General features: G+C 71.2%; 18 protein-coding genes and 2 pseudogenes. 11 read left to right on the top strand and 9 right to left on the bottom strand.

What is annotated here, in order from left to right; translation table 11 throughout:
• Positions 1–98: 98 nt before the first annotated feature.
• Positions 99–509, top strand: a complete 411-nt coding sequence (locus tag OG844_RS16765) for an ATP-binding protein (protein WP_406391114.1) — start codon at positions 99–101, stop codon at positions 507–509.
• Between the two features lie 45 nt (positions 510–554).
• Here OG844_RS16765 and OG844_RS16760 read toward each other — a convergent pair whose 3' ends face one another.
• Positions 555–1,640: a DUF2637 domain-containing protein gene (locus OG844_RS16760; protein WP_406391112.1), complete on the bottom strand. Its 1,086-nt coding sequence runs from the start codon at positions 1,638–1,640 to the stop codon at positions 555–557.
• A 202-nt stretch (positions 1,641–1,842) separates the two neighbouring features.
• Complete coding sequence (locus OG844_RS16755) at positions 1,843–2,691, bottom strand: (2Fe-2S)-binding protein (protein ID WP_406391110.1); 849 nt, start codon at positions 2,689–2,691, stop codon at positions 1,843–1,845.
• 146 nt (positions 2,692–2,837) lie between these two features.
• Here OG844_RS16755 and OG844_RS16750 point away from each other — a divergent pair, with 146 nt between their 5' ends.
• Entirely contained in the window at positions 2,838–3,587 is a 750-nt protein-coding gene (locus OG844_RS16750) for a GntR family transcriptional regulator (RefSeq protein WP_406391108.1), read from the top strand.
• Between the two features lie 44 nt (positions 3,588–3,631).
• On the opposite strand, the gene OG844_RS16745 is transcribed toward OG844_RS16750, so the two are convergent.
• Both OG844_RS16745 and OG844_RS16740 read right to left on the bottom strand, forming a co-directional pair.
• Positions 3,632–4,414: a hypothetical protein gene (locus tag OG844_RS16745; RefSeq protein ID WP_406391106.1), complete on the bottom strand. Its 783-nt coding sequence runs from the start codon at positions 4,412–4,414 to the stop codon at positions 3,632–3,634.
• Between the two features lie 163 nt (positions 4,415–4,577).
• Complete coding sequence (locus OG844_RS16740; protein ID WP_406391104.1) at positions 4,578–6,314, bottom strand: PucR family transcriptional regulator; 1,737 nt, start codon at positions 6,312–6,314, stop codon at positions 4,578–4,580.
• A 272-nt stretch (positions 6,315–6,586) separates the two neighbouring features.
• On the opposite strand from OG844_RS16740, the gene OG844_RS16735 reads away from it, so the two are divergent.
• The 6 genes from OG844_RS16735 to OG844_RS16710 all read left to right on the top strand — a co-directional run bounded on the left by OG844_RS16735 (position 6,587) and on the right by OG844_RS16710 (position 17,210).
• Positions 6,587–7,477: an FAD binding domain-containing protein gene (locus tag OG844_RS16735; RefSeq protein ID WP_406391102.1), complete on the top strand. Its 891-nt coding sequence runs from the start codon at positions 6,587–6,589 to the stop codon at positions 7,475–7,477.
• A gap of 2 nt (positions 7,478–7,479) precedes the next feature.
• The gene (locus OG844_RS16730) at positions 7,480–8,076 is read left to right on the top strand and encodes a (2Fe-2S)-binding protein (RefSeq protein ID WP_406391100.1); all 597 of its coding nucleotides are present in this window, start codon (positions 7,480–7,482) and stop codon (positions 8,074–8,076) included.
• Positions 8,077–8,078: 2 nt separating this feature from the next.
• Positions 8,079–10,496 carry a xanthine dehydrogenase family protein molybdopterin-binding subunit gene (locus OG844_RS16725; protein ID WP_406391098.1) on the top strand — a complete coding sequence of 806 codons (2,418 nt, stop codon included), beginning with the start codon at positions 8,079–8,081 and terminating at the stop codon, positions 10,494–10,496.
• 213 nt (positions 10,497–10,709) lie between these two features.
• Positions 10,710–12,167 (top strand): NCS2 family permease, encoded by a 1,458-nt coding sequence (locus OG844_RS16720; RefSeq protein ID WP_406391096.1) that lies wholly within the window; start codon positions 10,710–10,712, stop codon positions 12,165–12,167.
• 41 nt (positions 12,168–12,208) lie between these two features.
• Positions 12,209–13,348 carry an XdhC family protein gene (locus OG844_RS16715; RefSeq protein ID WP_406391094.1) on the top strand — a complete coding sequence of 380 codons (1,140 nt, stop codon included), beginning with the start codon at positions 12,209–12,211 and terminating at the stop codon, positions 13,346–13,348.
• 208 nt (positions 13,349–13,556) lie between these two features.
• The gene (locus tag OG844_RS16710; RefSeq protein ID WP_406396165.1) at positions 13,557–17,210 is read left to right on the top strand and encodes a S8 family serine peptidase; all 3,654 of its coding nucleotides are present in this window, start codon (positions 13,557–13,559) and stop codon (positions 17,208–17,210) included.
• 62 nt (positions 17,211–17,272) lie between these two features.
• Here the strand turns inward: OG844_RS16710 and OG844_RS16705 are convergent.
• The 4 genes and pseudogenes from OG844_RS16705 to OG844_RS16690 form a co-directional block, all read right to left on the bottom strand.
• Positions 17,273–17,533: pseudogene (locus OG844_RS16705) on the bottom strand (DUF3626 domain-containing protein); the annotation flags it as partial.
• An 81-nt stretch (positions 17,534–17,614) separates the two neighbouring features.
• Complete coding sequence (locus OG844_RS16700; protein WP_406391092.1) at positions 17,615–19,153, bottom strand: N-acetylmuramoyl-L-alanine amidase; 1,539 nt, start codon at positions 19,151–19,153, stop codon at positions 17,615–17,617.
• A gap of 191 nt (positions 19,154–19,344) precedes the next feature.
• Positions 19,345–20,076, bottom strand: a complete 732-nt coding sequence (locus OG844_RS16695; RefSeq protein ID WP_406391090.1) for a nitroreductase family protein — start codon at positions 20,074–20,076, stop codon at positions 19,345–19,347.
• 90 nt (positions 20,077–20,166) lie between these two features.
• On the bottom strand, positions 20,167–20,610 hold the full coding sequence (locus OG844_RS16690; RefSeq protein ID WP_406391088.1) for a nitroreductase family deazaflavin-dependent oxidoreductase: 444 nt from the start codon (positions 20,608–20,610) through the stop codon (positions 20,167–20,169).
• Positions 20,611–20,846: 236 nt separating this feature from the next.
• On the opposite strand from OG844_RS16690, the pseudogene OG844_RS16685 reads away from it, so the two are divergent.
• Positions 20,847–21,154 (top strand): annotated as a pseudogene (locus OG844_RS16685) (alpha/beta fold hydrolase); the annotation flags it as partial.
• A 57-nt stretch (positions 21,155–21,211) separates the two neighbouring features.
• Here the strand turns inward: OG844_RS16685 and OG844_RS16680 are convergent.
• Positions 21,212–23,629 (bottom strand): endonuclease/exonuclease/phosphatase family protein, encoded by a 2,418-nt coding sequence (locus tag OG844_RS16680; protein ID WP_406391085.1) that lies wholly within the window; start codon positions 23,627–23,629, stop codon positions 21,212–21,214.
• Positions 23,630–24,167: 538 nt separating this feature from the next.
• Between OG844_RS16680 and OG844_RS16675 the strand changes: the two genes are divergently transcribed.
• Both OG844_RS16675 and OG844_RS16670 read left to right on the top strand, forming a co-directional pair.
• Positions 24,168–25,421 carry an ROK family protein gene (locus tag OG844_RS16675; RefSeq protein ID WP_406391083.1) on the top strand — a complete coding sequence of 418 codons (1,254 nt, stop codon included), beginning with the start codon at positions 24,168–24,170 and terminating at the stop codon, positions 25,419–25,421.
• Positions 25,422–25,722: 301 nt separating this feature from the next.
• Positions 25,723–26,271, top strand: a complete 549-nt coding sequence (locus tag OG844_RS16670) for a flavin reductase family protein (protein WP_406391081.1) — start codon at positions 25,723–25,725, stop codon at positions 26,269–26,271.
• Positions 26,272–26,275: the final 4 nt, after the last annotated feature.

Raw genomic sequence — 26,275 nt, 5'->3', positions numbered from 1 at the left:
GCGAAAGCGTGAGTGCCCGCCTGTGGGGCATGCATCCCGTGAAGGTGTTCGAGGGATGACGACTCGAAGGAGGTCGATTCACTGTGCGCGCGGGGGACATGAAGAAGCGACAGGAGAGCCGGCCGGTGCGGCTGCACCGGAGACTGGGCCACGCGGATCTCTCGGGTGTGGGGGAAGTGAGAGGCGCCTTGCGGGAGTTCCTGCGGTACCGCTCGCGCCCCGAGGACACCGACGTGGCAGAGCTCCTGCTGAGTGAACTCGTGACGAACGCCCTGATCCACACCCGCACCGGCGCAGTGGTCACGGTGACGGCGGCGCCCAGACGATTACGGGTGGAAGTGCGCGACTTCCTGGCGGGGCAGGAGCCCGAGCCGTACGTACCGAACGCCGACGACGGTACGCACGGCAGGGGACTGCTCCTCGTGCAGAGCCTGGCCGACTCCTGGGGAGTCACCGCACAGGCGCTGGGCAAGGTGGTCTGGTTCGAGCTGAACAGGGAAAAGGCCTGAGGCCCTGGGCCTCCCGTCAGGATCCGGACAGATCCGAACGAGGCCCTAGCCGAACTGCTGCTCCAGATCCTTGAGTTTCTGCTCCAGCGAGTCGAGCCGGGGCAGGGTCTGGGTGTCGTCCTCCGCGGTGAGGTCGACGGTCACGGGTTCACCGTTCGGGTTCTGTGCCGAAGTACTCCTGGATTTCTGGCCGTTGACGGCTTGCAGGGATGGCCGGGGACGCAGGGGCAGCTGTCCCGGCCCTGTTATGGCAGGCTCCGCGACGGCCGGTGTGCCGCCGCCCTGTGCGGGGGCGATGGCCTGGACGTCCACCTCGTGGGCGTTCCTCCCGGCGCGGCTCCAGGCCCGGTTCTGCCGGTTCAGGGCCTTGATCCGGGCCCGGTCCAGCTTCGCCTGGTCCTTCCTGCGGTGCCGGTCCTGTTCCTTCTCCCGGCGGTCCTCGCGTACCTCGTCGACCGCCTCGTCCAGGGTGCGTACGCCCTCGAGGAGCATCAGCGACCAGGCGCCGAAGGTCTCCCTGGGCGCCCGCAGCCACCGCACGATCCGGATCTGCGGCAGGGGCCGCGGTACCAGCCCCTGCTCCCGCAGGGCGGCCCTGCGGGTCTGCTTGAGCGCCCGGTCGAACAGCACGGCCGCCGAGAGGGACATCCCCGCGAAGAAGTGCGGGGCGCCCGCGTGGTCCATCCCGCGCGGCGCGTGCACCCAGTTGAACCAGGCGGCAGCGCCGGCGAACGTCCACACCAGCAGCCGGGAGCCCAGCGCCGCGTCACCGTGGCTGGCCTCGCGCACCGCGAGCACCGAACAGAACATGGCGGCCCCGTCGAGGCCGAAGGGGACGAGGTACTCCCAGCCACCGGAGAGGCTGAGGTTCTGCCGGCCGAAGCCGACGAGTCCGTGGAAGGAGAGAGCGGCGGCAACCGCGGCGCAGCAGAACAGAAGGACGTACGAGGCGGTCGCGTAGAGCGCCTCCTTGCGCCTGCGGCGGTCCTCGCTGCGTTCCCAGGTGTCCTCGGCCGCGGCCTTCTCAGCGGCGCGCTTGCCGCGCGCGACCACCGTGACCGCCGCCATGACCCCCACGAGCAGTACGGCGCCCGGAAGCAGCCAGTCAAGCGATATGTCGGTCAGTCTCATGCGCGGTCCCTTGCGTCGCGTAGGGCGTTTCGGACGCCATCGTGACGGAAGTACCGGACCGCTCAGGGGGGTTTCGGGGCAAGTGAACGCCATTGGGGTGGCCGGGCTCACCGTTGGGCGGAATCTTCTCGAACATCCTTATAAGGCAAGTGAGTTGCGTTCGAATTCGGGTCGCCCGGACGGGCGGTGTGAGCCGACGCCCTCAGGGGGCGGGTGTCAGCTTCCGGACGCGGTCGGCGTCGCAGGTGCGCGGGCAGGTGACGCAGGTGTCCTCGGGCCGCAGGGTGTAGAAGAGGCAGCAGCTCGCCCGGTCGCGGGTCGGCAGCGCCTCACCGTCGGGGCCGGTCAGTTCGCGGAAGCCCGCGGTTCCCGCGTACGGCGTGGTGGTGCCGGGCAGCAGGAGCTCCAGCTCCTCCATCGCGCGGCGCTCCTCGCCGAGCAGATGCGCGATGTACCAGAGGCCCTCGACGATCTCGTCCGTCGCCATGCCCCACAGGGCCCGCTTGCCGCGCCGCATGCGGGGGCCGAAGCCGTCGAGGACGGGGCCGAGGTGTTCCGCCACGGCGTCGCGGACCTCGGCCCGCAGGGCCGCCTCGTCCGGGACGATCCGGGCGCCCGGCAGCGTCGCCGCCGGATCGTCCGGCAGGCAGGCGAACTCGCTCACCCGGACGGTCAGATGTCCCAGCGCCCGCTGGAAGGAGACGTCCTGGACGGGAATCCGGGGCACCCGGCGGTGCAGGAACCACGGAACGGTCACCAGCAGACAGGCGGGCCAGGCGTAGCGGTGAAATCCGAAGCCGGCCACCACGTCGGGGCGGGCCCGCGTGCCGTAGTCCCGGAGTACCTGCGCGTCGTCCCAGGCCAGAAAGGCGTCCAGGGCGGCGCCGCCCTCGGCGAGCTCGGCCGCGCCCACCCAGCCGGCGCCCGACGGCGCCGCCGCGTCGTCGGAGAGCACCTCGGCCCGCAGTCCGGGGAACACCTCGGCCAGGCGTACGTACGCCGCCGTCACGGGGGACGGGGCGGGGGCGGTGAGCAGGGTGGGGACGGTCATGCAGGGACCACCGAATCACGATCGTTTGCAGGTAAGCCTTACCTTACCCGAATTGATCGATGTTTGAACTGCGGCCTCCTCCGCCTATCGTGCACGGAGGGCAGGCAAGGTGTGAGCCGGGCCCGCGGCAGGCCGAGGAGGTCCGGGTGGAGCAGCGCAGAGCGCGCGAAGGCGTACGCCCGCCGTACGCGTCGGCGGGGATCCCGCAGGACGTCCGCGTGCCCGAACAGGCGCGTGGCGAGCACACCCACAGCGAGCCGCCCGCCCCCCGCGTGGTGCAGCGGCACTCCGTACGGGGCCAGATCCTGGACGCCCTGCGTGCCGCCCTCGTCGACGGCGAGCTGGCACCGGGGCAGGTCTACTCCGCCCCGGCGCTCGGCGCGCGGTTCGGCGTCTCCGCGACGCCGGTGCGCGAGGCGATGCAGCAGCTGGCCGTCGAGGGCGCCGTCGAGGTCGTACCCAACCGGGGTTTCCGGGTCAGCGAGCGGGGTCCGCGCGAGCTGGCCGAGCTCGCCGAGGTGCGCGCCCTGATCGAGGTCCCCGTGATGCTGCGGCTGGCCCGTACCGTGCCGGCGGGCAACTGGTGCGTGCTGCGCCCGCTGGCCGACGCGACGGTCGCGGCGGCGGCGGTCGGTGACCGGGCGAGCTACGCGGAGAGCGACCGTGCCTTCCACCGCGCCGTTCTCGCACTCTCGGGCAACCAGCAGCTCGTGACGGTCGCCGACGAGCTCCACCGCCGTTCCCAGTGGCCCCTGGTCAGCAACCCCGCCACCCGGCGGGCCGACCTTCTCGCCGACGCCTCCGAGCACACCGCGCTGCTGGACGCGCTCATCGCGAGGGATCTCACGGTCGTGCAGTCGCTCGTGCGCGAACACTTCACGGGCGCCGAGGGCTGACCCCGCGCCGTCCCCGGCCGGGGACGGCGCACCGGCCGCGCGTGTCAGTTGGCCTCCACGGTCTCCGGGGCGGGTGGCTCGAGGCGGGGGGCCAGCCACGTCGGTACGCCACCGAGCAGCCGGAACAGCCGGCCCGCCTCGGCGCGCAGCCGCCCCGCCTCGGGTTCCGTCTCGGCGTCCGCCAGCGAGAGGAGGGCCGGGGCGGTCCCGACGAGATAGCCCAGCTCCTCCCTTATCCGCAGCGATTCCGCGAAGCCGTGCCGCGCCTCCGCGAGCTCGCCCTCGCGCAGGGCGAGCGAGGCCAGGTGCCGCCAGGTGAACGAGAGCAGCAGCTCGTCGCCCTGGGCCGTGGCCCCGGCGTGGGCCCTGCGGTACGCGGCACGGGCGGACTGGGGCGCATCGGAGATGTTCTGGGCGATCAGGCCCCGGCGGAAGTCCAGCAGGGGGCGGCCGGCGGCCCCCGGGGCGAGCAGGGCCGCGGCCCTGCTCAGCGCCACGCTGGCCTCGTCGGCCCGGTCCCGCACCCCGAGCAGGGTCGAGGCGTACGCGAGGTAGCCGCGCTCGCAGGCGGCCGCCCCGCGCTCGGTGTCGTCGTGGGCGAGTGCCTCGGCCGTGCGCAGCGCGTCCTCGGCCTCGGTCCAGCCTTTACTGGTGTAGAGGCACTGCTCGGTCAGCAGGGACGTCCGCTGGAGAGCGGCGGCGGCATCCGTGGCCGCGTGGTGTTCCAGCAGTGCGGCCGCATCCGTCCAGCAGGCGCGTGACCGCAGCCGCCATACCGCTGTCTGGAGCGGCGGATCGTCATCTGCTGTCGTTCCGGAACCAGACATGGCGGTATGCGCCACGTTGCCCTCCCCGAGCGCGCCCTTGAGCTGTTGAGTGTGGCCGCATCTCAGCACGGAATGGCACGCCGGGCCAAGGGGTGGGATCAATCTCAGGTGAAAGATTTCACAATCGACCGGAACGTGGCGGTGCCGTGACGGCTCCCGGAAGTCAGCTCATACGCAGGGCGAGGAAGAAGTCGAGCTTGTCCTCGAGGCGCGAAAGGTCACGCCCCGTCAACTGCTCGATTCGGCCGACGCGGTAGCGCAGCGTGTTGACGTGCAGGTGCAGCCGGGCCGCGCAGCGGGTCCAGGAACCGTCGCAGTCCAGGAAGGCCTCGAGCGTCTCGATGAGGTCCGCGCGGTGCCGCCTGTCGTAGTCGCGCAGCGGGTCCAGCAGACGGGCGGTGAAGGCCCGGCGGACGTCGTCGGGGACGAAGGGCAGCAGCAGGACGTGCGAGGCGAGCTCGTGGTGGCCGGCCGCGCAGACCCGGCCGGGGCGTGCCGCCGCGACGCGGCGTGCGTGCCGGGCCTCCTCCAGTGCGCCGCGCAGCCCTTCGGCCGAATGCACGGCGGCGCTGACACCCAGTGTCAGACGGCCGTCGTCCGCGAGCCCCGCCGAGAGCGGTTCACGGACGGTGGCGAGGAGGGCGTCGGCGTGCAGCGCGTTGTCCCGCCGTTGCGGGGCCTCCTCGGGCGCGTCCGGACCGGAGCCGGAAGCGGGCTCCGCCGCGGGCGCGGTCACGGCGGGCAGGGGAACGAGGGCGACGGCCTCGTCACCCGTGTGGGCCACGGCGATCCGGTCCGCGGAGTCGGGTCCCGCCACGGCGGGGTCGACGAGGATCTCCTCCAGCAGCGCCTGCGCGACCTGGCCGCCCGGAAGTTCAGGGCCCGAGTCCGTGCCCTCGCCCGCCCACTCGACCCGGGCCACCACGACCTGCCAGTGCGGCGCCGTCCCGAGGCCGGGCAGCAGGACCGGGGCAGCGACCCGCAGCCTGGCCGCGATCTCGGCCGGGGGAGCGCCCGTCTGGACCAGCTCCAGAACCTCCTGGGCGAGCCTGCGGCGTACCGTACGGGCCGCGTCGCGGCGGTCCCGTTCGACCGCGATCAGCTGCGTGACGCCCTGGAGCAGGTCGAGCCGCGGCGCGGGCCAGTCGCTCGCGTCGCCCTCCACGGCCAGCAGCCAGTCCGAGAGCACCGACTCCCGCACGTCACGGGACGGGGCCGGGACGGTACCCCGGCCGTTGTTCCGGATCGGGAACAGCGAATACGTCGTACCGCCCGCCTCGGCGCGGTGCGGGCCCCGGCGGCCCGTGCGGGTGGCCGCGAGGTGCTGCGCGGCCAGTGCCGCGCCCACGGGACCGGACAGGGGCTCGCCGGCTCCGGCGATCCGGCGGCCCGTGGGGGAGAGGACCCAGGCGCGCAGGTCCAGGTCGGAGGTCAGCAGGTCGAGGACCACCTCGGGGCCGCCGCCGGCCGGGCCGGAGGTCATCAGTCGGCGGTGCCGGTCCACGACTGCGGCGAGATCACCGGCACGCTCGCCCGAGACCTGGCGCACCACATGTTCGGTGATCGTTGCAAATGCGACAATTTCATTGACCGCGAAGAGTGGGAGCCGGTGGTGCAGGCATGCTTCGACGAGATCGTCGGGAATGGCCCCGAGCTCCGCCTCGCCCGCCGCGAGACCGGCGACGCCGGCATTCGCCAGGATCCGGACGAACGGCTCCGAGTCCGCAGCGTCCCGGCGCCAGGCCAGGCCCGTGAGGACGAGCTCACCCCCGGAGAGATAGCGGCTCGGGTCTCGCAGATCGGTCGTCATGACGCCCCGGACCGAGCGGTCCAGTTCGTCCTCGCCGCCGAGCAGCCGCAGGCCCAGCGCGTCGGTGTCCAGCAGTGCGCGCAGCCGCATCTCGATTGCCGCCGATCTTTTTCGTTGGTCCGGGGGACAGCTGGGGATACCTGTGAGTTGCGGTGAGGTTCATGTTCCCCACCATTCGTTCGAATCTACAAGACGGGGATGAGGACCAGCCAATTCCTTCATGGTTTCGGTGACTGCACCGAGTGGAGCAAGGCTTGTGTACTGAGTCACACACCGCGTCAACAACACAGGAACGACCAGTCGAGGGCCGGCCGTCCCCAGCCCCCAGCCGAACGACCCCATTGAGAAGAAGAGAGCCACTCATGGACTTCCTTCGCCCCGCCAGCTGGGAGGAGGCGCTCGCCGCCAAGGCCGAGCACCCGACGGCTGTACCCATCGCGGGTGGAACCGATGTGATGGTCGAGATCAACTTCGACCACCGGCGGCCCGAGTACCTCCTGGACCTGAACCGCATCGGTGAGCTGTCCGAGTGGCAGGTGGGCCGGGACGACGTCCGGCTCGGCGCCTCGGTGCCGTACAGCGCCATCATGGAGCACCTCAGGACCGAGCTGCCCGGCCTCGCCCTCGCCTCGCACACCGTCGCCTCGCCGCAGATCCGCAACCGCGGCGGCGTCGGCGGCAACCTCGGCACCGCGTCGCCCGCCGGTGACGCCCACCCGGCCCTGCTCGCCGCGGGCGCCGAGGTCGAGGCCGAATCCGTGCGAGGCACCCGGATGATCCCCATCGACGCCTTCTACACCGGCGTCAAGCGCAACGCCCTCGAACCGGACGAGCTGATCCGGGCCGTGCACATCAGGAAGGCCGACGGCCCTCAGCAGTACTCCAAGGTCGGCACCCGCAACGCGATGGTCATCGCGGTCTGCGCCTTCGGCCTCGCCCTCCACCCGGAGACCCGCACCGTCCGGACCGGCATCGGCTCCGCCGCCCCCACGCCCGTGAGGGCCAGGGAGGCCGAGGAGTTCCTGAACGCCGCGCTGGAAGAGGGCGGGTTCTGGGACAACGGCAAGATCATCACCCCGTCCGTCGCCAAGCAGTTCGCGCAGCTGGCCTCCGGCGCCTGCAACCCCATCGACGACGTACGGGGTACCGCGGCCTACCGCAGGCACGCCGTCGGCATCATGGCCCGCCGCACGCTGGGCTGGACCTGGGAGCAGTACCGCGGCACGGGCCGCACCCTCGAAGGAGCTGCTTAACCATGCGAGTGAATTTCACGGTCAACGGCCGCAAGCAGGAAGCCGACGACGTGTGGGAGGGCGAGTCCCTCCTGTACGTCCTGCGTGAGCGCATGGGTCTTCCGGGTTCGAAGAACGCCTGTGAACAGGGCGAATGCGGGTCCTGTACGGTCCGCCTGGACGGCGTGCCCGTCTGTTCCTGTCTGGTCGCGGCCGGACAGGCCGAGGGCCGCGAGGTCGTCACCGTCGAGGGCCTCGCGGACTACGCGAAGCACCGCGAGGACGCCCACCCGGGCAACGGCTGCGCCTCCGGCGCCTGCGGCACGACGCTCGACGCCGCCCGGCGCTGGCAGGCCAAGCCCGCCGACGGACAGAGCGGCGAGGCGACCGAGCTCTCGCCGATTCAGCAGGCGTTCATCGACGCCGGTGCCGTGCAGTGCGGTTTCTGCACCCCCGGCCTCCTGGTCGCCGCCGACGAACTGCTGGAGACCCACCCCTCGCCGTCCGACCAGGACATCCGCGAGGCGCTCTCCGGCAACCTCTGCCGCTGTACGGGTTACGAGAAGATCCTCGACGCGGTCCGCCTCGCGGCCGCCCGTCAGGAAGAGACGGTGCGATAGCCATGGCTCTGCATCCACGGGCCGCCTCCGTGCCGGCCGGCACCCCCACCAAGATCACCCAGGGCTCTCAGACCAGGGGCGGCATCGGCGAGTCCACGCTGCGCCCCGACGGCACCCTGAAGGTGACCGGTGAGTTCGCCTACTCCTCGGACATGTGGCACGAGGACATGCTGTGGGGCCACACGCTCCGCTCGACCGTCGCCCACGCCGAGATCAGGTCCATCGACATCGGCGAGGCCGTCGCGACGCCCGGCGTCTACGCCGTGCTGACCTACGACGACCTGCCCGCCGCGATGAAGAACTACGGCCTGGAGATCCAGGACACCCCGGTCCTCGCCCACGGCAAGGTCAGGCACCACGGTGAGCCGGTGGCGCTCGTCGCCGCCGACCACCCGGAGACCGCACGCCGCGCCGCCGCGAAGATCAAGATCGACTACGTCGAACTGCCGGTCATCACGGACGAGGCGTCCGCGACCGCACCTGACGCGATCCTGGTCCACGAAGGCCGCGACGACCACCACATCGGCCATGTCCCGCACCCGAACATCGTCCACCGCCAGCCGATCGTCCGCGGTGACGCCGACGCGGCGGCGAAGCGCGCCGATGTGATCGTCAGAGGCGAGTACACCTTCGGCATGCAGGACCAGGCGTTCCTCGGCCCGGAGTCCGGCCTCGCCGTGCCCTCCGAGGACGGCGGCGTCGAGCTGTACGTGGCCACCCAGTGGCTGCACTCCGACCTCAGACAGATCGCCCCGGTCCTGGGCCTGCCCGAGGACAAGGTCCGCATGACGCTCTCCGGCGTCGGCGGTGCCTTCGGCGGCCGCGAGGACCTGTCCATGCAGATCCACGCCTGCCTGCTCGCGCTGCGCACCGGCAAGCCGGTCAAGATCGTCTACAACCGCTTCGAGTCCTTCTTCGGACACGTCCACCGGCACCCCGCGAAGCTCCAGTACGAGCACGGCGCCACCAAGGACGGCAAGCTCACCCACATGAAGTGCCGGATCGTGCTCGACGGCGGCGCCTACGCCTCCGCCTCCCCGGCGGTCGTCGGCAACGCCTCCTCGCTCTCCGTCGGCCCGTACGTCGTCGAGGACGTCGACATCGAGGCCCTCGCGCTCTACTCCAACAACCCGCCCTGCGGCGCCATGCGCGGCTTCGGCGCCGTCCAGGCGTGCTTCGCGTACGAGGCGCAGATGGACAAGCTCGCGGCGAAGCTCGACATGGACCCGGTCGAGTTCCGGCAGCTCAACGCCATGGAGCAGGGCACCCTCCTGCCGACCGGGCAGCCCTGCGACTCGCCGGCCCCGGTCGCCGAGCTGCTGCGCCGGGTCAAGTCCCGGCCGATGCCGCCCGAGCAGCAGTGGCTGGCGGTGGACGCCGAAGGCAGCAGCGTCGACGTGCGCGCCCTGCCCGGCGGACTCTCCAACACCACCCACGGCGAAGGCGTCGTACGCGGGGTCGGCTACGCGGTCGGCCTCAAGAACGTCGGCTTCTCCGAGGGCTTCGACGACTACTCCACCGCCCGGGTGCGGATGGAGGTCATCAACGGCGAGCCGGTCGCGACCGTGCACACCGCGATGGCCGAGGTCGGACAGGGCGGCGTCACCGTGCACGCGCAGATCGCCCGTACCGAACTCGGCGTCAACCAAGTCACCATCCAGCCCGCCGACACCCGTGTCGGCTCCGCGGGATCGACCTCCGCCTCCCGCCAGACGTACGTCACCGGCGGCGCCGTGAAGAACTCCTGCGAAGCCGTCCGGGAGAAGGTGCTGGAGCTCGGCCGCCGCAAGTTCGGTACGTACCACCCGGCCTGGGCCACCGCCGAACTCCTCCTGGAGGGCGGCAAGGTCGTCACCGACGGCGGCGAGGTACTGGCCGACGTGGTCGACGTACTGGAGGACGAGGCGATCGACATCGAGCTGGAGTGGCGCCACCGGCCCACCGAGCCGTTCGATCTGCGGACCGGCCAGGGCAACGGCCACGTCCAGTACTCCTTCGCCGCCCACCGCGCGGTCGTCGAGGTCGACACCGAACTCGGTCTGGTCAAGGTCATCGAACTGGCCTGCGCCCAGGACGTCGGCAAGGCGCTCAACCCGCTGTCGGTCATCGGCCAGATCCAGGGAGGCACCCTCCAGGGAATGGGCATCGCCGTCATGGAGGAGATCGTCGTCGACCCGAAGACCGCGAAGGTGCGCAACCCGTCCTTCACGGACTACCTGCTGCCCACGATCCTCGACACCCCGGCCATCCCGGTCGATGTGCTCGAACTCGCCGACGACCACGCCCCGTACGGGCTCCGCGGCGTCGGCGAGGCCCCGACCCTGTCGTCCACCCCGGCCGTCCTCGCGGCGATCCGGAACGCGACGGGTCTGGAGCTGAACAGGACACCGGTACGCCCCGAGCACCTCACCGGTACCTGACGGCCACTCAGAACCCTCCGGGCGGTGCGCGCCTGCCGTGAACGTCACACTTCCCCGCGCCGCGCACCGTCCGGAGTCCACGCACAACCGCTCCACCTGCAAGAAGAGTTCGTCCTGGGCCGTCCCCCGGGTCGTGCCGCCGAGCAGCATCCCAAATCCCGCAGTCACGAAGCTCCACGCGGGTGCCCCTGTGAACCTTGGGAGTCAGGCAACATGACCCAGCAGTCAGTGCAAGTCAAGACGAGTGCGGAGGACGCGGGCCCCGGCTCGCGTGTCCCCGCCGGACGGTCCTGGCTCGACCGCTACTTCCACATATCCGAACGGGGATCGACCGTCGCGCGCGAAGTGCGCGGCGGCGTCACGACCTTCATGGCCATGGCGTACATCCTCCTGCTCAACCCGCTCATCCTCGGCGGCAAGGACGTCGACGGCCAGCTGCTCAGCCAGCCGGGACTCATCACCGCCACCGCGTTCGCGGCGGCTGCCACCACCCTGCTGATGGGCTTCATCGGCAAGGTGCCCCTCGCGCTCGCCGCCGGTCTCAGCGTCTCCGGCGTGCTCGCCTCGCAGGTGGCCCCGGCCATGTCCTGGCCGCAGGCCATGGGCATGTGCGTGGTCTACGGCCTGGTGATCTGCCTGTTGGTCGTCACCGGCCTCCGCGAGATGATCATGAACGCCATCCCGCTCGCGCTGAAGCACGGCATCACCATGGGCATCGGCCTCTTCATCGCCCTCATCGGGCTCTACAAGGCCGGCTTCGTCCACAAGGGCACCGCGACCCCGCTCTCACTCGGCCCAGCCGGTGAACTCGCCGGCTGGCCCGTCCTCATCTTCGCCGTGACCCTGCTGCTGATCTTCATGCTGCAGGCGCGCAACATCCCCGGCGCGATCCTGATCGGCATCGTCGTCGGCACCCTGGTCGCGGTCGTGGTCAACGCCGTCGGCGACATCGACGCCACGTCCTGGAGCAGCGGCCCGCCCGAACTGGGCGGCAGCGCTGTCTCCCCACCGGACTTCTCGCTCTTCGGGGACGTCGAGTTCGGCGGCTGGGGCGACGTCGGGGTGATGACCGTCGGAATGATCGTCTTCACCCTGGTGCTGGCCGGCTTCTTCGACGCGATGGCCACCATCATCGGAGTGGGCACGGAAGCGAAGCTCGCCGACGACAAGGGCCGGATGCCGGGCCTGTCCAAGGCACTGTTCATCGACGGAGCGGGCGGAGCGATCGGCGGTGTCGCCGGGGGCTCCGGCCAGACCGTGTTCGTCGAGTCGGCCACCGGCGTCGGGGAGGGCGCCCGCACCGGGCTGGCCTCCGTCGTCACCGGGCTCTTCTTCGCCGCCTGCCTCTTCTTCACCCCGCTCACGGCCATCGTGCCGGCCGAGGTGGCCTCGGCCGCCCTCGTCGTCATCGGCGCCATGATGATGCAGAACGCCCGGCACGTGGACTGGAGCGACCGCTCCGTCGCCATCCCGGTCTTCCTCACCGTGGTCCTGATGCCGTTCACGTACGCCATCACCACGGGTGTCGCCGCGGGCGTCATCTCGTACGCCGCCATCAAGCTCGCCCAGGGCAGGGCCCGTGAGGTCGGCGCCTTCATGTGGGTCCTGACGCTCGTCTTCGTCGTCTACTTCGCCCTGAATCCGATCGAGAGCTGGCTGGGCGTCCACTGACGCCACCGCCCCTCCGCACCCCTGTCAGAAGGAGACACGCCATGCTGGACATCGCCGAAGAACTGCACCGGTGGGTCGGGCAGGGACGCGCGTTCGCCGTGGCCACCGTGGTGGCCGTCGGCGGCAGCGCGCCCCGGCAGCCGGGCGCCGCGCTCGCCGTCGACAGCGAGGGCACGGCCATCGGATCGGTCTCCGGCGGATGTGTGGAGGGTGCGGTGTACGAACTGTGCCTGCAGGCTCTCGAGGACGGCACCACCGTGCGCGAGCGCTTCGGCTACAGCGACGACGACGCCTTCGCGGTCGGCCTGACCTGCGGCGGCGTCATCGACATCCTGGTCACCCCGGTGCGCGCGGACGATCCCGCGCGCCCGGTGTTCGCCGCAGCGTTCGCCGCCGCCGCCGGGGGTGCGGCGGCAGCGGTCGCCCGAATCACCGACGGGCCCGCGGAGCTGCTCGGCCGACCCCTGCTCGTCCACCCCGACGGCAGGTACGAGGGCGGGCTCGGGGGGCACCCCGAACTCGACCGCACCGCCGCCGCCGAGGCCAGGGCGATGCTGGACGCGGGCCGCACCGGCGAGGTCACCGTCGGCGCCGACGGCTCGCGCTGCGGCCGGCCGCTCGCCCTGCTCGTCGAATCGAGCGTCCCGCCGCCCCGGATGATCGTCTTCGGGGCCATCGACTTCGCCGCCGCCCTGGTCCGGGCCGGCCGCTTCCTCGGCTATCACGTCACCGTCTGCGACGCCCGCCCCGTCTTCGCGACCGCGGCACGCTTCCCGGAGGCCGACGACATCGTCGTCGACTGGCCGCACCGCTACCTCGCGGACACCGAGGTGGACGCGCGCACGGTGCTCTGCGTACTCACGCACGACGCCAAGTTCGACGTACCGCTGCTGGAACTGGCGTTGCGGCTGCCGGTCGCCTATGTCGGCGCGATGGGGTCGCGCCGCACCCATCTGGAGCGCAACGAGCGACTTCGCGAAGCGGGCGTGACCGAGCGCCGACTGGCCTCCCTGCACTCGCCGATCGGGCTGGACCTCGGAGCGCGTACGCCCGAGGAGACGGCCCTGTCGATCGCGGCCGAGATCGTCGCCGACCGGCGCGGCGGCAGCGGTGTACCGCTCTCCGGCGCCCACACCCCCATCCACCACGAGGACGGACCACCGCTCGTCTCCGTGGCCTGAACCGGCCGCCCGGCCGCGGTCATCGGCGGGGGCGGATTACCGCCACGGCAGGTTCACGCCAGGTGTGAACCCGCCATCGGTGTGTCGCGGCCGGTAGATCTGCTGCATGACATTCCTCCCCTCCTCCGTTTCCGGCCGGGCGAGACCCGTTCGCGCGGGACGCAGGGCACTGCTCATAGCGACCTCCGTCGCCCTCGTGAGCGGCGTCATGCTTCCCGCGGCGGGCTCCGCCACCGCCGCTCCGCAGCCGTCGTCCACCGACGGCCGCTCCGAGGCCCCGGCCCGGAGCTACGACGTCACCCTCGTCACCGGTGATGTCGTCCACTACACGGACGGCGCCGGTAACCAGGACACCGTGACCGTGGACCGCCCCGACGGCGTGTCGGGCGGCGTGCACATGCAGCAGGCGGGCGACGACATCTACGTCCTGCCCGACGAGGCGACCGCCCTGATCGCGGCGGGGAAGCTGGACCGCCGGCTCTTCAACGTCTCCGCCCTCGTCGAGATGGGGTACGACGACAAGCGCTCCGGCGGCATCCCGCTGATCGCCACCTACCCCGCGGGCTCGGCACGTTCGCTGCCCGCGGCACCGCGCGGCAGCAGGACGGTCCGCACCCTCGAATCGATCCACGGTGCGGCGCTGAAGGCCGACAAGGACGACGCGCGCGCCTTCTGGAGCGACATCGCCCGCACGGAGAAGAGCCGTTCGCTCGACAACGGCATCGCCAAGCTGTGGCTCGACGGCCGGGTCGAGGCGGCGCTCAAGGACTCGGTGCCGCAGGTCAACGCCCCGCAGGCATGGGCCGCCGGCTTCGACGGCAAGGGCACCACGGTCGCCGTCCTGGACACCGGTATCGACGCGACGCACCCGGACGTCAAGGACCGCATCCTTCAGTCCAAGAGCTTCGTACCCGGCGAGGAGGTCGTCGACAAGCACGGCCACGGGACGCACGTCGCGTCCACCATCGCAGGCTCGGGCGCCGCGTCGGACGGTGCCGACAAGGGCGTCGCCCCCGGCGCAGGCCTGATCGTCGGCAAGGTCCTCAGCGACGAGGGATCCGGCGCGGACTCCGGCATCATCGAAGCCATGGAGTGGGCGAAGGCCGAAGGCGCCGACGTCGTCTCCATGAGCCTCGGATCCAGCATCCCGGACGACGGCACCGACCCGATGGCGCAGGCCGTCGACGCGCTCTCGGCCGACGGCGGACCGCTGTTCGTGATCGCCGCCGGCAACGCGTACGGCGCGGGCACGATCGGCGCTCCCGGCTCCGCGGCGAAGGCACTCACCATCGCCGCCGTCGACAAGCAGGACAACCGCGCGGACTTCTCCTCCATGGGCCCGCTGGTGAGGTCGCACGGGCTGAAGCCCGACCTGTCCGCCCCCGGCGTCGACATCAACGCGGCCGCCTCGCAGGCGATCCCCGGCATGACCGAGATGTACCAGCAGATGTCCGGTACGTCGATGGCGACGCCGCACGTCGCCGGCGCCGCCGCGATCCTGAAGCAGCGGCACCCCGACTGGTCGGGCCAGCGCATCAAGGACGCGCTGATGACCTCCTCGAAGGTGCTGCCCGACTACACCCCGTACGAACAGGGCACCGGCCGCCTCGACGTGAAGGCGGCGATCGACACGACGATCGAGGCCACCGGCTCCGTCGAGGTCGCCTCCTACGACTGGCCGCACGCCACGACCGACCCGGTCGCCGAGCGGAAGATCACCTACCGCAACTCCGGTGCGCAGGACGTCACTCTGGACCTGGCAACCGGCACGGACTCGGCCGCCTACAAGCTGTCCGCGTCCACCGTCACCGTCCCGGCCGGCTCCACCGCCGACGTGGTCCTCTCCCTCGACCCGGCCCAGGTCCCGAACAACACCCAGTTCTCCGGCCAGGTCGTCGCCAAGGACGCGGCCGGTACGGTCGTCGCGCACACCGGCTTCGCGATGAACAAGGAGCAGGAGCTCTACGACCTGACGCTCGAGCTCCGCGACCGCGAGGGCAAGCCGATGGACGGCTACGTCGTCCTCGGTGAGCTCGGCAGCCCGGACCTCGGCGTCGTCGCGGTCTCCGGCGAGACCACGCTGCGCCTGCAGCCCGGCAACTACTCCACCTGGGCCTCGGTCGACGTCGAGGGTGACCGCGCCGACTCGAAGGCCGTCGCCTTCCTGGCGGACCCCGAGACGGTCCTGGACAAGCCCACCACGGTCACCCTGGACGCCTCCAAGGCCCGCAAGGTCAGCGTACGCACGCCCAAGGAGACCGAAACACGGCAGCTGCGCTACGACATGGCACGCACCGCGCCCAACGGGGTCGTCCTGCGCGATGCGTTCCAGATTCCCCTGACGTACGACCAGTTGTGGGCGAGCCCCACCGAGAAGGTCACGCAGGGCACCTTCAGCTTCCTGACCCGCTGGCGTCAGGGCGAGAAGATGATCGACCTGGCGGCCGACGGCCGTGACGTGCCGGTCACCGTGCAGGGCGGCTCACTGCTCGCCGAGGACAGCGAGCAGAAGCTGACCGGCTTCTTCGCCGGCAACGGTGCCGCGGCCGACTACGAGGGCCGCAGCGTCAAGGGGAAGGCCGTCGTGGTCACCCGCAGCGACGCGGTCAGCCCCGAGGAGCGGCTGGCGAACGCGCTCGCCGCGGGCGCCAAGGCGCTGTTCGTCGTCAACGACGGCAGCGGCGTCCTGATGGAGAGCTACGTCCCGTACGGCACCGAGACCACGATCCCGGTGGCCACCGTGCAGAGGATCGCGGGCGGGACGCTGATCAAGGCCGCCGAGCGCGGGCGGAAGCTCGACATCGACCAGCGCAGGTACACGAGCTACGTGTACGACCTGGTCGACCGTCACAACGGCACCATCCCCGACCGCTCACTGGCCTTCGCCCCGTCGACCGGTCAGCTGGCGACGGTGGAGAACACCTTCTACGGCCACAAGGCGACGCTCGGCGGCGGCTACCGCTACGACATCCCGGACTACGGACCGGGCCTCGGCTTCGAGGAGTACGAGAAGTTCCCGGGCGTCCGCACCGAGTGGGTCACCCCGCTGCCGGGCGACTCCTTCTGGTACGAGAACCACTCGGTTCTGAACGCGCAGGCGACAGGTTTCGCCGCCGAGATGCGCAGCGGCGACCTGGACTACACGGCAGGCCGCAGCTACGAGGCCGAGTGGTTCGCGCCGATCACCCGTCCGCGGCTCGGCACCGGCTACTGGGGTCCGTTCCGCACGACGTACAACGACCTGCAGTTCAACATCCCGATGTGGAGCGACTCCGGCGCGGGCCACTCCGGTTCGATGCCCGAGGACGAGTACGACACCACGTCGTACGCCTTCTACCAGGGTGACACGCTGCTGAGGAAGGGAGCGGGCCGCGCCGGATACGCGGGCGACCTCTCGTCCGAGAAGCTCCCGTACCGGCTGGTCCTCGACTCGGTCCGGGACGGCGACGTGTGGAAGACCTCGACCCGGACCCACAGCGAGTGGAGCTTCGTCTCGGGCGCCCTGGACGAGAACGGCCCGTACCAGGCCGATATCCCGATGCTCCAGCTGGACTTCGACGTCGACACCGACCTGGCCGGTGACGTCGAGGGCGGCCGGTGGACCGAGGTGGGTCTCGCCTCCGGCACGCAGGAGTGGATGGACGGCGCGGTGAAGGCCGACAGGGCCTCGCTGTCGGTCAGCTACGACGACGGCAAGACCTGGTCGGCCGTGCAGCTGCACAAGGACTCGGCGGGCAGGTGGACCGCAGGGTTCAGGACCCCGGCGAAGGCGGGCGGCTTCGTGTCGCTCAAGGCGCACACCGAGGGACCCGGCGGCCTCGCCGTCGACCAGGAGATCATCCGGGCCTTCGGCCTGAAGTGATCTGCTGAGGGACCCGTCCGAGGTGGCTCCGCACCCTGCTCAGGGTGTGGAGCCACCTCTTCTCACGCTCTGCCGCCGGTGGCGTTCCGCCCGAATCGGGCCAGGCAGTGCCAGACCTTCTTGAGGTCCTGCCCGTCGTGGAGGCCGGAGCGGGCCGCGTACCCGATCATCCGCGGGTCGAGGTACCCGTCGACCGCGAGCGAGGCGCCGAGATCGACGTATTCCTGTCCTCGGTAGCCGGGTCGGCGCAGCGACTCATCGATGCCGAGCCGGAACCCGTCGTGCCATTCGACGGGACACGGCGGTCTCCGTGCGGCGGACTCGCGTACCGGTACTCAGAGGGACGGGCGGGCCCGTGCGCCGTGCGCACGGGCCCGCCCGGAGGTGACGGAGAACCGGGGGAATCAGAGCCCGGCCTGCAGTGCCTTCCATGTGTCGGGGCCCACGCTGCCGTCCACGTCCAGACCCCGGCCGTCCTGGTAGAGACGCACGGCCGTGTCCGTCCCCGAGCCGAAGTTTCCGTCCATGGCGACCGTCGATCCGAGCGCCGCGGTCAGCGCCCGCTGCAGTCGCTTCACGTCATCGCCGCTCGCACCCTTGGTGAGCGTCGGTGTGGTCCCGGTCGACAGCAGAGCCGTCCACGTCTTCGGGCCGACCGTCCCGTCGGCGGAGAGCTTCCGGGCCGTCTGGAACGCCTTGACGGCGTTCTGCGTGGTCTGTCCGAAGACGCTGTCCTCGGCACCCGCGTGGTACCCCTGCTTGTTGAGCAGGTACTGGACGGCCTTCACCTGGGGACCGGTCGAGCCCGACCGCTGGGTCGCGTACGAGGTGAAGTCCAGCCCGACGCTGCCGCTGCCCCCGACCAGCTGCATGTAGTAGGTCCAGTTCCAGTTGACGCCCGGGTCGGTGTGGTCGTTCCCGGGTGCCTCGTTGTGCCCGATGATGTGGGACCGGTCCTTCGGGATCCCGTACCGGTCGCACAGGTACGCGGTCAGCGCCGCCGAGGAGCGGTACATCGAGTCGGTGAACCACGACGGGTCGTCGACGAAGCCCTCGTGCTCGATCCCGAGCGACGAGGCGTTGGCGCTCTTGGCGTGCCAGCCGGTGTCCTTGTCGCGCACCGTCTGGGTGATCCGGCCGTCGGAGGAACGGACCACGTAGTGGGCGCTGACCTGCGAATCAGGGTTCTGGAACCAGCTGATCGTCCCGGCGTACGAGCCCTGCGTGACGTGGATGACCACCTTGTCGATGGTCGCCGTCCGGTTGACCGCATAGTTGGCGGCATGGGCGGGGATCCACAGCGCCGAGGGGTAGTCGGGGCTCTGGGCTGTCATGCCGGCCGCGGCCAGGGAGCGCTTGTCAGGGGAGACCGGGCGGGAGGTGACCGAGATCCGTTCGCCACCGGGCACCGTCGCCCGCAGCCCCTGGGCGAGGAAGGTGTAGACGTTGTCCGCGTAGAGCGCGGACACGGCGCCCTTTGCCCCGCTGTAGCGGGCGACGGCCGGGTACCAGGCATCGATGTCACGGCGCTCGGCGCCGTCCAGGCCGAGTGCGTCGGCGTCGCTCCGCAGGAGGGCCGCGCCGCCCAGGATGTTTGCCCCGGTGTCCTGGCGCAGATCGGCCGCGGATTCGCCGGTCAGGGCGGAGGCCTTCTCCAGGGAGCGGTTCGTGGGGTTGCTGACGAGGTGCATCACGCCGTAGCCGCCCGCCTGGCTCGGGCGTCCGGAATGCCCGTCCAGATGGGTCTCGCCGTAGCCCACGGCGGCGAGCAGATCGCGCGGTACGCCGTACTGCTCGGCTGCCCGGGTGAAGGCCTGGTTCATGGGATCCGGCGCGGCAGGGGCGGCGGGAGCCGGGTGGCCGGCGGCGACGACGGCGGTGACGGTGAGAGCCGCCAGAACAGCTGCGCGACCCCGGGCGTGGCCGGCGGGGCTTCTGGGCATACCTGCTCCTGGTCTGTGGGGGAGGACGGACCCCCGGGCCTGGGTGGGGTGGGCCGAGGGCGCGAGCCCGCGCAGGCTATCGACCGGATCAGGGCATGACAACGCGGCGCGTGCGTGTCCAAATCCCTTTCACTCCAATGGAGTTGGAGTGATTCCGGCACCCCCGACGGGGGTGCCGGAGCGCCGTGCTGCTACCAGCGGTCCCGGTGGATGACGTCCGCCACCGGGCGGCGCCGGACGGGCCCGAAGTTGCCCTGCGGCCACCCGACGGGAATGGCGGCGAAGGTCTCCATGTCCTCGGGGATCCCGAGCGCCTCCTTCCACTCCTGCTCCAGCATCAGGTGCCAGATGGTCACGTTGGCCGCGAGCCCCAGCGCGCGTGCGGCGAGCAGCATGTTCTGGACGCCGGGATAGACGCAGGAACCCTCGGCGAGGGCCTGGAAGCGCGTCTGCGTGTCCGTCATGTGCGCCAGCCCCGCCGGGCCGAGCGACTCGGCGTAGACCTGGAGGCCCTCGTCGTCGAACTGAGGCTCCGGGAACCGGTAGCAGGGGATGATCAGCGCCGGTGTGTCCGCGAAGTGGTCGCGCTGGTACTCGATGGCCGCCACCATCCGGCCGTACGCCGCGTCGTCCATGCCCTTCGGCGCGTACTTGCCCGTGGTCGCCAGGTACGCGTCCACGCAGCGCTTCCACAGGGGGGCCAGACGGGTCATCACCTCGCGGTCGGTGACGACGACGTACTCGTAACACTGCATGTTGCCGCCGCTGGGTCCCCAGACGGCAGCCTGTATGAGCTTCTCGATCGTCTCGTCCGGCACGGCGTCCGGCTTGAGACGGCGCATGGCGCGCATGGTGGACATGGTCGGGAAGAGTGCGGGCCCGTCGAGGGCGGACGCGTCGGACTGAACCGTTTCGAAGGTCATGATCGCGGAGTGTACGCATCAGGAAGCCCTGCAGGGACCCCCGTTGGACCCGGGCACCGCCAGGCCGGCGGACCGGACCGTCCGGGCAGGTCAGCGGCGCCGGAGCCGTACCACGGGGATGTCGCGGCCGGTGCCCTCCTGGTACTGCGCGTACCGGGGGAAGACCCTCACCAGGTGCGGCCACACCCGGGCCTTCTCCTCGGGTGTGAGGGTCTCGGCGCGTGCGGGGAAGCGCTCCGTGCCGACCCTGATGTCGACGGCGGGCTCGGACAGCAGGTTCAGGTACCAGAGCGGATGGCTGTCGGAGCCGCCGTTCGATCCCACGATCAGGTAGTCGTCGCCGTCGCGCCCGTACATCAGGACCGTGCGCCGAACCGCCCCGCTGCGCCTGCCCACGCAGTCCAGCAGCAGGCACGGGACGCCGAGCTGGGTGGTGCCCTTGGTCCCGCCGGACGACTCGTACAACTCGGCCTGCTTGGCCACCCAGTTCGTCGGGCTGAGCCGTACCGGACCGTCGTGCTGCTCCGTCGCCATGACCGCTTCTCCCTCTCGAGGCTCTCTGCGCGCACCCATCGTGTCACCCGTTCCGGCGGCACGTCGGATGCGCACACCTGGCCGTCCCCCCTCCTCACGGGGGAACGGGGGCCGGAATCCCGCCTGTGAAGGCGCCTCCGGAGCAGCCGGGGCCCCCGATGGCCGTCCCCAACCCAACGCGGCCGGCGTCACCGCGTACGAGAGCGGAGGAGCGTCCCCATGAGCACCTCGGAAGAGACCGGCCCGACTTCTCCGGGGGGCTGGCCGGCGTACCGGCCCTGGTCTTCGCCGGGGAGCACGACACGGTGCCTCGCCCCGGCGGCAGCGGGAGTTCGCCGCGACGATCGAGGGGAGCCGCTTCCTCACGCTGCCGGAGGCCTACCACTGGGTGGTACCGGAACGCTCCGACGAGGTCGCCGCACTCGCCACACGCTTCTTCACCGACGGGCCGCAGGACGGGCCACCGGATCCGCCCGCAGCCCGCGCACTTCCGCGCCAGATCCCGGCCCCGGACGGCGTGGCAGCGACCTGGGCGGGCACATGAACGCGGTCTGCGCAACGGGATCCGGGGACGGCCTGTGGCGGCCGTCCCCGGAGGCGGTCAGTGCTGGTGGCCGCCGTTGCCGTGCACGTCGACCCGCACGATCTGCGGGTCGTGGTCGCTCGCCTGGTCGGCGAACTCCGCGTTGATGTGCACCACGTCGTAGTCGAAGCGGCGGATCGCGGGGCTGGTCAGAATGTGGTCCAGCGTCTGCGAGTTGCCGTCGAACACGTAGCTGTACTGCTCGCTCCTCGGCAGCGTCGTGATCAGCGGCTTGAGCACCTTGCCACCGGTCAGCGCGTCCATGGTCGGCGAGAACGCGAAGTCGTTCAGGTCGCCGAGCGTGATCACCTGCGCCGTCCTGTCCGCCTTCAGGAGCGAGCGGACGAAGGTGTTGACCTCCGCAGCCTGCTGGACCCGCTTCGTCTCCGAGCTGCGCACCGGCTCCTGGTAGCGCCCGTGCAGGGGCTGGTCGCCGCCCTTGGACGCGAAGTGGTTGCCGATGACGAAGACCGGCTTCCCGCGGAAGCGGAACTCGCCCACCAGAGGCTTGCGGCTGTCGTCCCAGGCGGCGCTCGTCGGGTTGATCCGGCCGGGCGAGACGGAGAGCGTGGCACCCTTCTTGGTCTTCACGGCCGTCACGGCCGTGGTCGCGTCGCCGCCCGCACGGTCCACGAATTCGACCCGCTGGGGGTTGAAGAGGAAGACGTTACGGATGTTGCCGCCGGGCTCGCCGCCGTCCTTGCCGTCCTCGGGTGCGACGTAACGCCACGCGTAGCGCGGTCCGCCCGCGGCGACGATCGCGTCGGTGAACCGCTGCAGCGTCGCGTCGGAGCCGACCGTGCCGTCGTTCGTGGCACCGTTGTCGTCCTGGATCTCCTCCAGCGACACGATGTCGGGGGAGGCGAGGCTGATCGCGACACCCTCGGCGAGCGTGTCGAACTTGGCCTGCTCGTCGAGCGCGTCGAGGTTCTCCACGTTGTACGTGGCGACGGCGAGCTCCTTGTGCTTCTGCTTCCGTGTCACCTCGCGCCGCAGACCGTTGTCGGTGAGCGTGCCGAGCTCGGTGGCCTGGAGGTTGTACCCGCCGAACGACGCGTAGTCGATGACGCCCGTGGTCGAGCCGGAGAGCTCGTCGCCCACGTCCGCCACCGGTACCGGCTGCGCGGCGTTCAGCGACATCACCTTGATGCGGCCGGTGTTCTGGTCCTCGTACGAGGCGTAGAGCGTGCCGCCGCGCCGGGTGCGGTTCTCCTCCGGCTTGACGGTCACCCAGACCTCGTCGTACGCGGTCGTCGCTCCCGTCACCCGGGTGTCTGCGATCGTGGCACGGGCGCCCTCGACCGACTCGTACAGGTCCAGGGCGTACGTGGCCGGGTCCAGGGCCAGCGCGTCGATCGACCCACCGCCCGCCGACGGTACGTAGGCGTCCGGTACCGAGGCGGCGTCCAGGACGACGGGCGCCGGAAGGGCGTTGCCCGAGGACCGGACCGTGGTGCTCGGGGCGGTGAGCTGGGTGAGCGACTGGGTGGTGGAGGACGGGTAGTACTCGGCCACCTTGCCGCTGACCAGCACCGAGTCGCCCACGGCGACGGTGGGGGCGGCGGAGCCGGTGTACACGAACAGGCCCTCGCTCGTACGGGCGTCGGCGTCCGGTGCGGTGTCCTGGATCCAGAAGCCGCGCGAACCGCTGGTCCGTACGCCGGTGACGACGCCCGGAACACCGGTCACCGCCTGACCCGCGAGCGGCGAGACACGGGTCGTTCCCTGGATGTCGTGCACCCGTACGGTGCCGGGCTCGGTCGGTCCGCCGGGCTCGCCGGGGCCGGATCCGCCCGATGTCTCGCCGGCCGCGTTGACCGGCGTCGGGGTGCCCGCGGCCAGGTCCGCCGCGTTGTCGTCGGTGTCCGCCAGGGACGCGCCGCGGGCCACGGAGGCGGTGGCCGAGGTGCCCGTCGCCGGGCCGGTGCCCTCGCGTACGACCGCCGAGCCGTAGCCGACGAGGTCCACGATCCGGGTGTCGACGGCACAGTCCGCGGCCGTCTTGCAGGTCAGCGGCGTCGTGCCCGAGACCAGCGCGATGGTGCCGCTCGCAGCGGACATCGCGACCGTGCCGGTGGCGTCGGCGGCCGGCAGTGCCACCGTGCCGCCGGTGCCTGCGGCCTGCGCGACGAGGTAGCGGCCACCGGGCGCGACCGCGCCGGACAGCTCGGAGACCTGCCACAGCGAGCCGGCGGACGGGGTGCCCGGCAGGTACTGGACGCTGAAGCCCGACAGGCCGAACGGGCTCGAGCCGGCATTGGCCAGCTCGATGAAGTCGCGGGTGAGCGTCGCACCGGAGTTGCCGCCGCCTCCGTACACCTCGGAGATCACGGCGGTGGAGGACGGGGCCGCGAAAGCGGCGGGCAGCGCGGTCACCGAGAGGGTTACGGCGACGGCGCCGGCCAGCAGGGCGGAGCCGGGTCTGGCTATGTGCACGGGAACTGCCCCCAAGTTGTAGTGAGGTGGCAAAAGCTATGCGCGTAGACCAGGAGTGACAAGGCATCAAGAGGTTAATTCCTGGAAACGCCCGGGTGCGCGGAAGCTGCGGCCGGTTCGTGTCAAGCGCCGAAACGGTGCCGCCACACGCTCTCAACACCCCTTCAACGCAGCGCAACACGCGCGCAACACGCGTCCCTGGACAGGCGTCCCAGCATGCGGGCAGTGGTTTGACCGGCTTACGCCGTTCCGGCTACGTTGCGCGGCATGCAGCGATCCGCACACCTGACGACGCGAGGTCATGTCGACCTGAAGCGCGTGTGCTCCGCGGCGTGTCACCGGGCCTGAACACACGGAGCCCGCGCGAGCCGCCCACGGGGACACGCTCCCCCTGCGCGCCGCGGGCGCCCCGCCGCACGGGAGAAGCGGAACCCGCACCGGACCGATTCCGGCCGGTTCCGCCACGAGGCCCCCCGCAGTTTGCCGGGGCGAGACCGACCCGTACCGCCCGCTGCCACCGAGGACCCGGAAGACACCTGTGAAGAGTCTGCCTGCGCCCGCCCGCCGCACCGGTCCGCTGCGCCGCTCGGACATCCCCGCGGCCGGAGCCGCCCGCCGTGTCTCCGGCACGGGATCCGTGCTGAGCGCCATCCTCGACCACGGCCCGGTGGCCCGCTCCACCGTCGCCCGCGTCACGGGCCTGTCGCCCGCCTCGGTGACCGGACACGTGGGACACCTCCTGTCCCGCGGTCTGGTCCGTGAGAGAGAGGAGACCACCGGACCACGAGGGCTCGGACGCCCCCACATACCGGTGGAGATCGACACCGGCAGGTTCCTGGTGGCCGGGGCCCATATCGCCGTCGCGCACTCGACGGTCGCCCTGATGGATCTGCGCGGCCGGGTGGTGGCCGAGGACCGCCGGCCGCACCTCAGTACCGAACCGCGCGGAATCCTGGCCGACGTGGCCGCCCGGCTGCCCCGGCTGACGGCCGCTCACGCGGCCGGCCGGACCGTACTGGCCCTGGGTGTGGCCACCGGCCACCGGGTGGACTCCGCCGCCGGAGTGGTCGTGGAGCACCCCCATCTCGGCTGGCGCGCGGTGCCCGTACGGGAGATCCTGGCCGCCGCCACCGGGCTGCCTGTCCATGTGGACAGCCACTCAAGGGCCTTGGCACGGGCCGAGCAGATGTTCGGTGAGGTCTCGACACGGGCCAGCACGGTGCTGCTGTTCATCGGCGCGGTCGTCGACGCCGCCTTCGCCACCGCGGGCGAGCTGCACCGGGGCCCCCGCTCGGGAGCGGGCAGCGTGGCCCATCTGCCGCTCGGGCCCGGCGGATCGGGTGACGCGGAGCCCTGTAGCTGTGGCCGTACCGGATGCCTCCAGTCCGAGGTCTCCGAGCGCGCCATGATTCGCCGGGCCGCCGAACAGGGCCTGCACGTCGCGTCGTTCGGTGAACTGCTCGACCATGCGATGGCGGACGAGCCGCGCGCAGTGGCGCTGTTCCGCCGCCGCGCCCGGCTGGTGGGCCGGGCCGCCGCACTGCTGCTGGACATGTTCGACCCGGAGTGCCTGGTGGTGGTCGAGCCCGGAGCGGGCAGGCTGCCGCAGTGCCTCGCCGACCTGCGGGCCGAGGTGGCCGAACGCTCCGGGCTGTGCGACGACCCCGAACGCGCCGTGGTGCCGAGCAGCTTCACCGGATCGGTCCTGGCCACCGCGGGTGGCGCGGTCGCGCTCGGCGCGCTGTACACCGACCCGCTGGGGCCGTGGCCCGCACTGCCCGCGGTGTCCTGACGCCTCGGCGAACACCGACTTAATTCAGATCGTTGCATTGTTGACCCGCCCTCACCCCGAACGGGAAGATGGATTCATGACCAGCCGACAGCGGAATTCGAGGAATGTGCCCCAGGTGGCACGTTCCTGCCGCGCGGCTGCGCCGGTGAGCGATATCGCCCGGCGTTCCTGTTGTCGCCCCTGTCCGGGTAACCGATAACCCTCAGCTGAATTTCCGGGCGGTCCGCACCCCGTGCGTGTTCACCTTGCCGCCCGTCTGTTTCGTGCACCCATTTTCCGCCTTTCCGACCTGGGAGAGACGTTGACCGTCACTGTGTCTTCTTCGTATGCCGCTTTCCAACCAACCGAAACCGCCGAGCCCGGAATTTCCCCGGAACGCTTCAAGCGGGCATTCCGCAGGTATCCCGCAGGTGTGGTCGTCGTCACCGCCGACGCCGGCCACGGGCCGATCGGCTTCACCGCCACCTCGCTCACCTCGCTGTCGCTCGCCCCGCCGCTGGTCTCCTTCGGCATCGGGACGTCGACCTCGTCCTGGCCCCACATCGAGCGGGCCTCCTCCGCGGTCGTGAACTTCCTCGGCGTCGAACAGGAGGCGCTGGCCACCACGTTCGCGACCAGCGGCATCGACCGCTTCGCCGCGCCGACCCGGTGGAGCCGGCTGGCGGGCGGTGAGCCCGTGCTCGGTGGGGTGACGGGCTGGCTGCGGCTCACCGTCCAGCACCTCCTCCCGGCCGGCGACCACCGCATCGTCGTCGCCCGGGTCGAGGAGTCCTGGCTCGACGAGGGGCGCAGCCCGCTGCTGTTCCACGACGGCTCCTACCACTCCATCCGCCCCACGCACGACCAGTGATCAG

It is taken from the genome of Streptomyces sp. NBC_00887, assembly GCF_045207585.1.
The sequence above is the reverse complement of the archived record's forward strand: the minus strand, read 5'-3'. Positions and strand labels throughout refer to the sequence as shown.

Excerpts from the sequence above, each read along its gene's own strand:
- OG844_RS16765 (WP_406391114.1), top strand. The coding sequence starts at position 99 with ATGAAGAAGCGACAGGAGAGCCGGCCGGTGCGGCTGCACCGGAGACTG.
- OG844_RS16760 (WP_406391112.1), bottom strand. The coding sequence starts at position 1,640 with ATGAGACTGACCGACATATCGCTTGACTGGCTGCTTCCGGGCGCCGTA.
- OG844_RS16755 (WP_406391110.1), bottom strand. The coding sequence starts at position 2,691 with ATGACCGTCCCCACCCTGCTCACCGCCCCCGCCCCGTCCCCCGTGACG.
- OG844_RS16745 (WP_406391106.1), bottom strand. The coding sequence starts at position 4,414 with ATGTCTGGTTCCGGAACGACAGCAGATGACGATCCGCCGCTCCAGACA.
- OG844_RS16740 (WP_406391104.1), bottom strand. The coding sequence starts at position 6,314 with ATGCGGCTGCGCGCACTGCTGGACACCGACGCGCTGGGCCTGCGGCTG.
- OG844_RS16735 (WP_406391102.1), top strand. The coding sequence starts at position 6,587 with ATGGACTTCCTTCGCCCCGCCAGCTGGGAGGAGGCGCTCGCCGCCAAG.
- OG844_RS16730 (WP_406391100.1), top strand. The coding sequence starts at position 7,480 with ATGCGAGTGAATTTCACGGTCAACGGCCGCAAGCAGGAAGCCGACGAC.
- OG844_RS16725 (WP_406391098.1), top strand. The coding sequence starts at position 8,079 with ATGGCTCTGCATCCACGGGCCGCCTCCGTGCCGGCCGGCACCCCCACC.
- OG844_RS16720 (WP_406391096.1), top strand. The coding sequence starts at position 10,710 with ATGACCCAGCAGTCAGTGCAAGTCAAGACGAGTGCGGAGGACGCGGGC.
- OG844_RS16715 (WP_406391094.1), top strand. The coding sequence starts at position 12,209 with ATGCTGGACATCGCCGAAGAACTGCACCGGTGGGTCGGGCAGGGACGC.
- OG844_RS16710 (WP_406396165.1), top strand. The coding sequence starts at position 13,557 with ATGCTTCCCGCGGCGGGCTCCGCCACCGCCGCTCCGCAGCCGTCGTCC.
- OG844_RS16700 (WP_406391092.1), bottom strand. The coding sequence starts at position 19,153 with ATGCCCAGAAGCCCCGCCGGCCACGCCCGGGGTCGCGCAGCTGTTCTG.
- OG844_RS16695 (WP_406391090.1), bottom strand. The coding sequence starts at position 20,076 with ATGACCTTCGAAACGGTTCAGTCCGACGCGTCCGCCCTCGACGGGCCC.
- OG844_RS16690 (WP_406391088.1), bottom strand. The coding sequence starts at position 20,610 with ATGGCGACGGAGCAGCACGACGGTCCGGTACGGCTCAGCCCGACGAAC.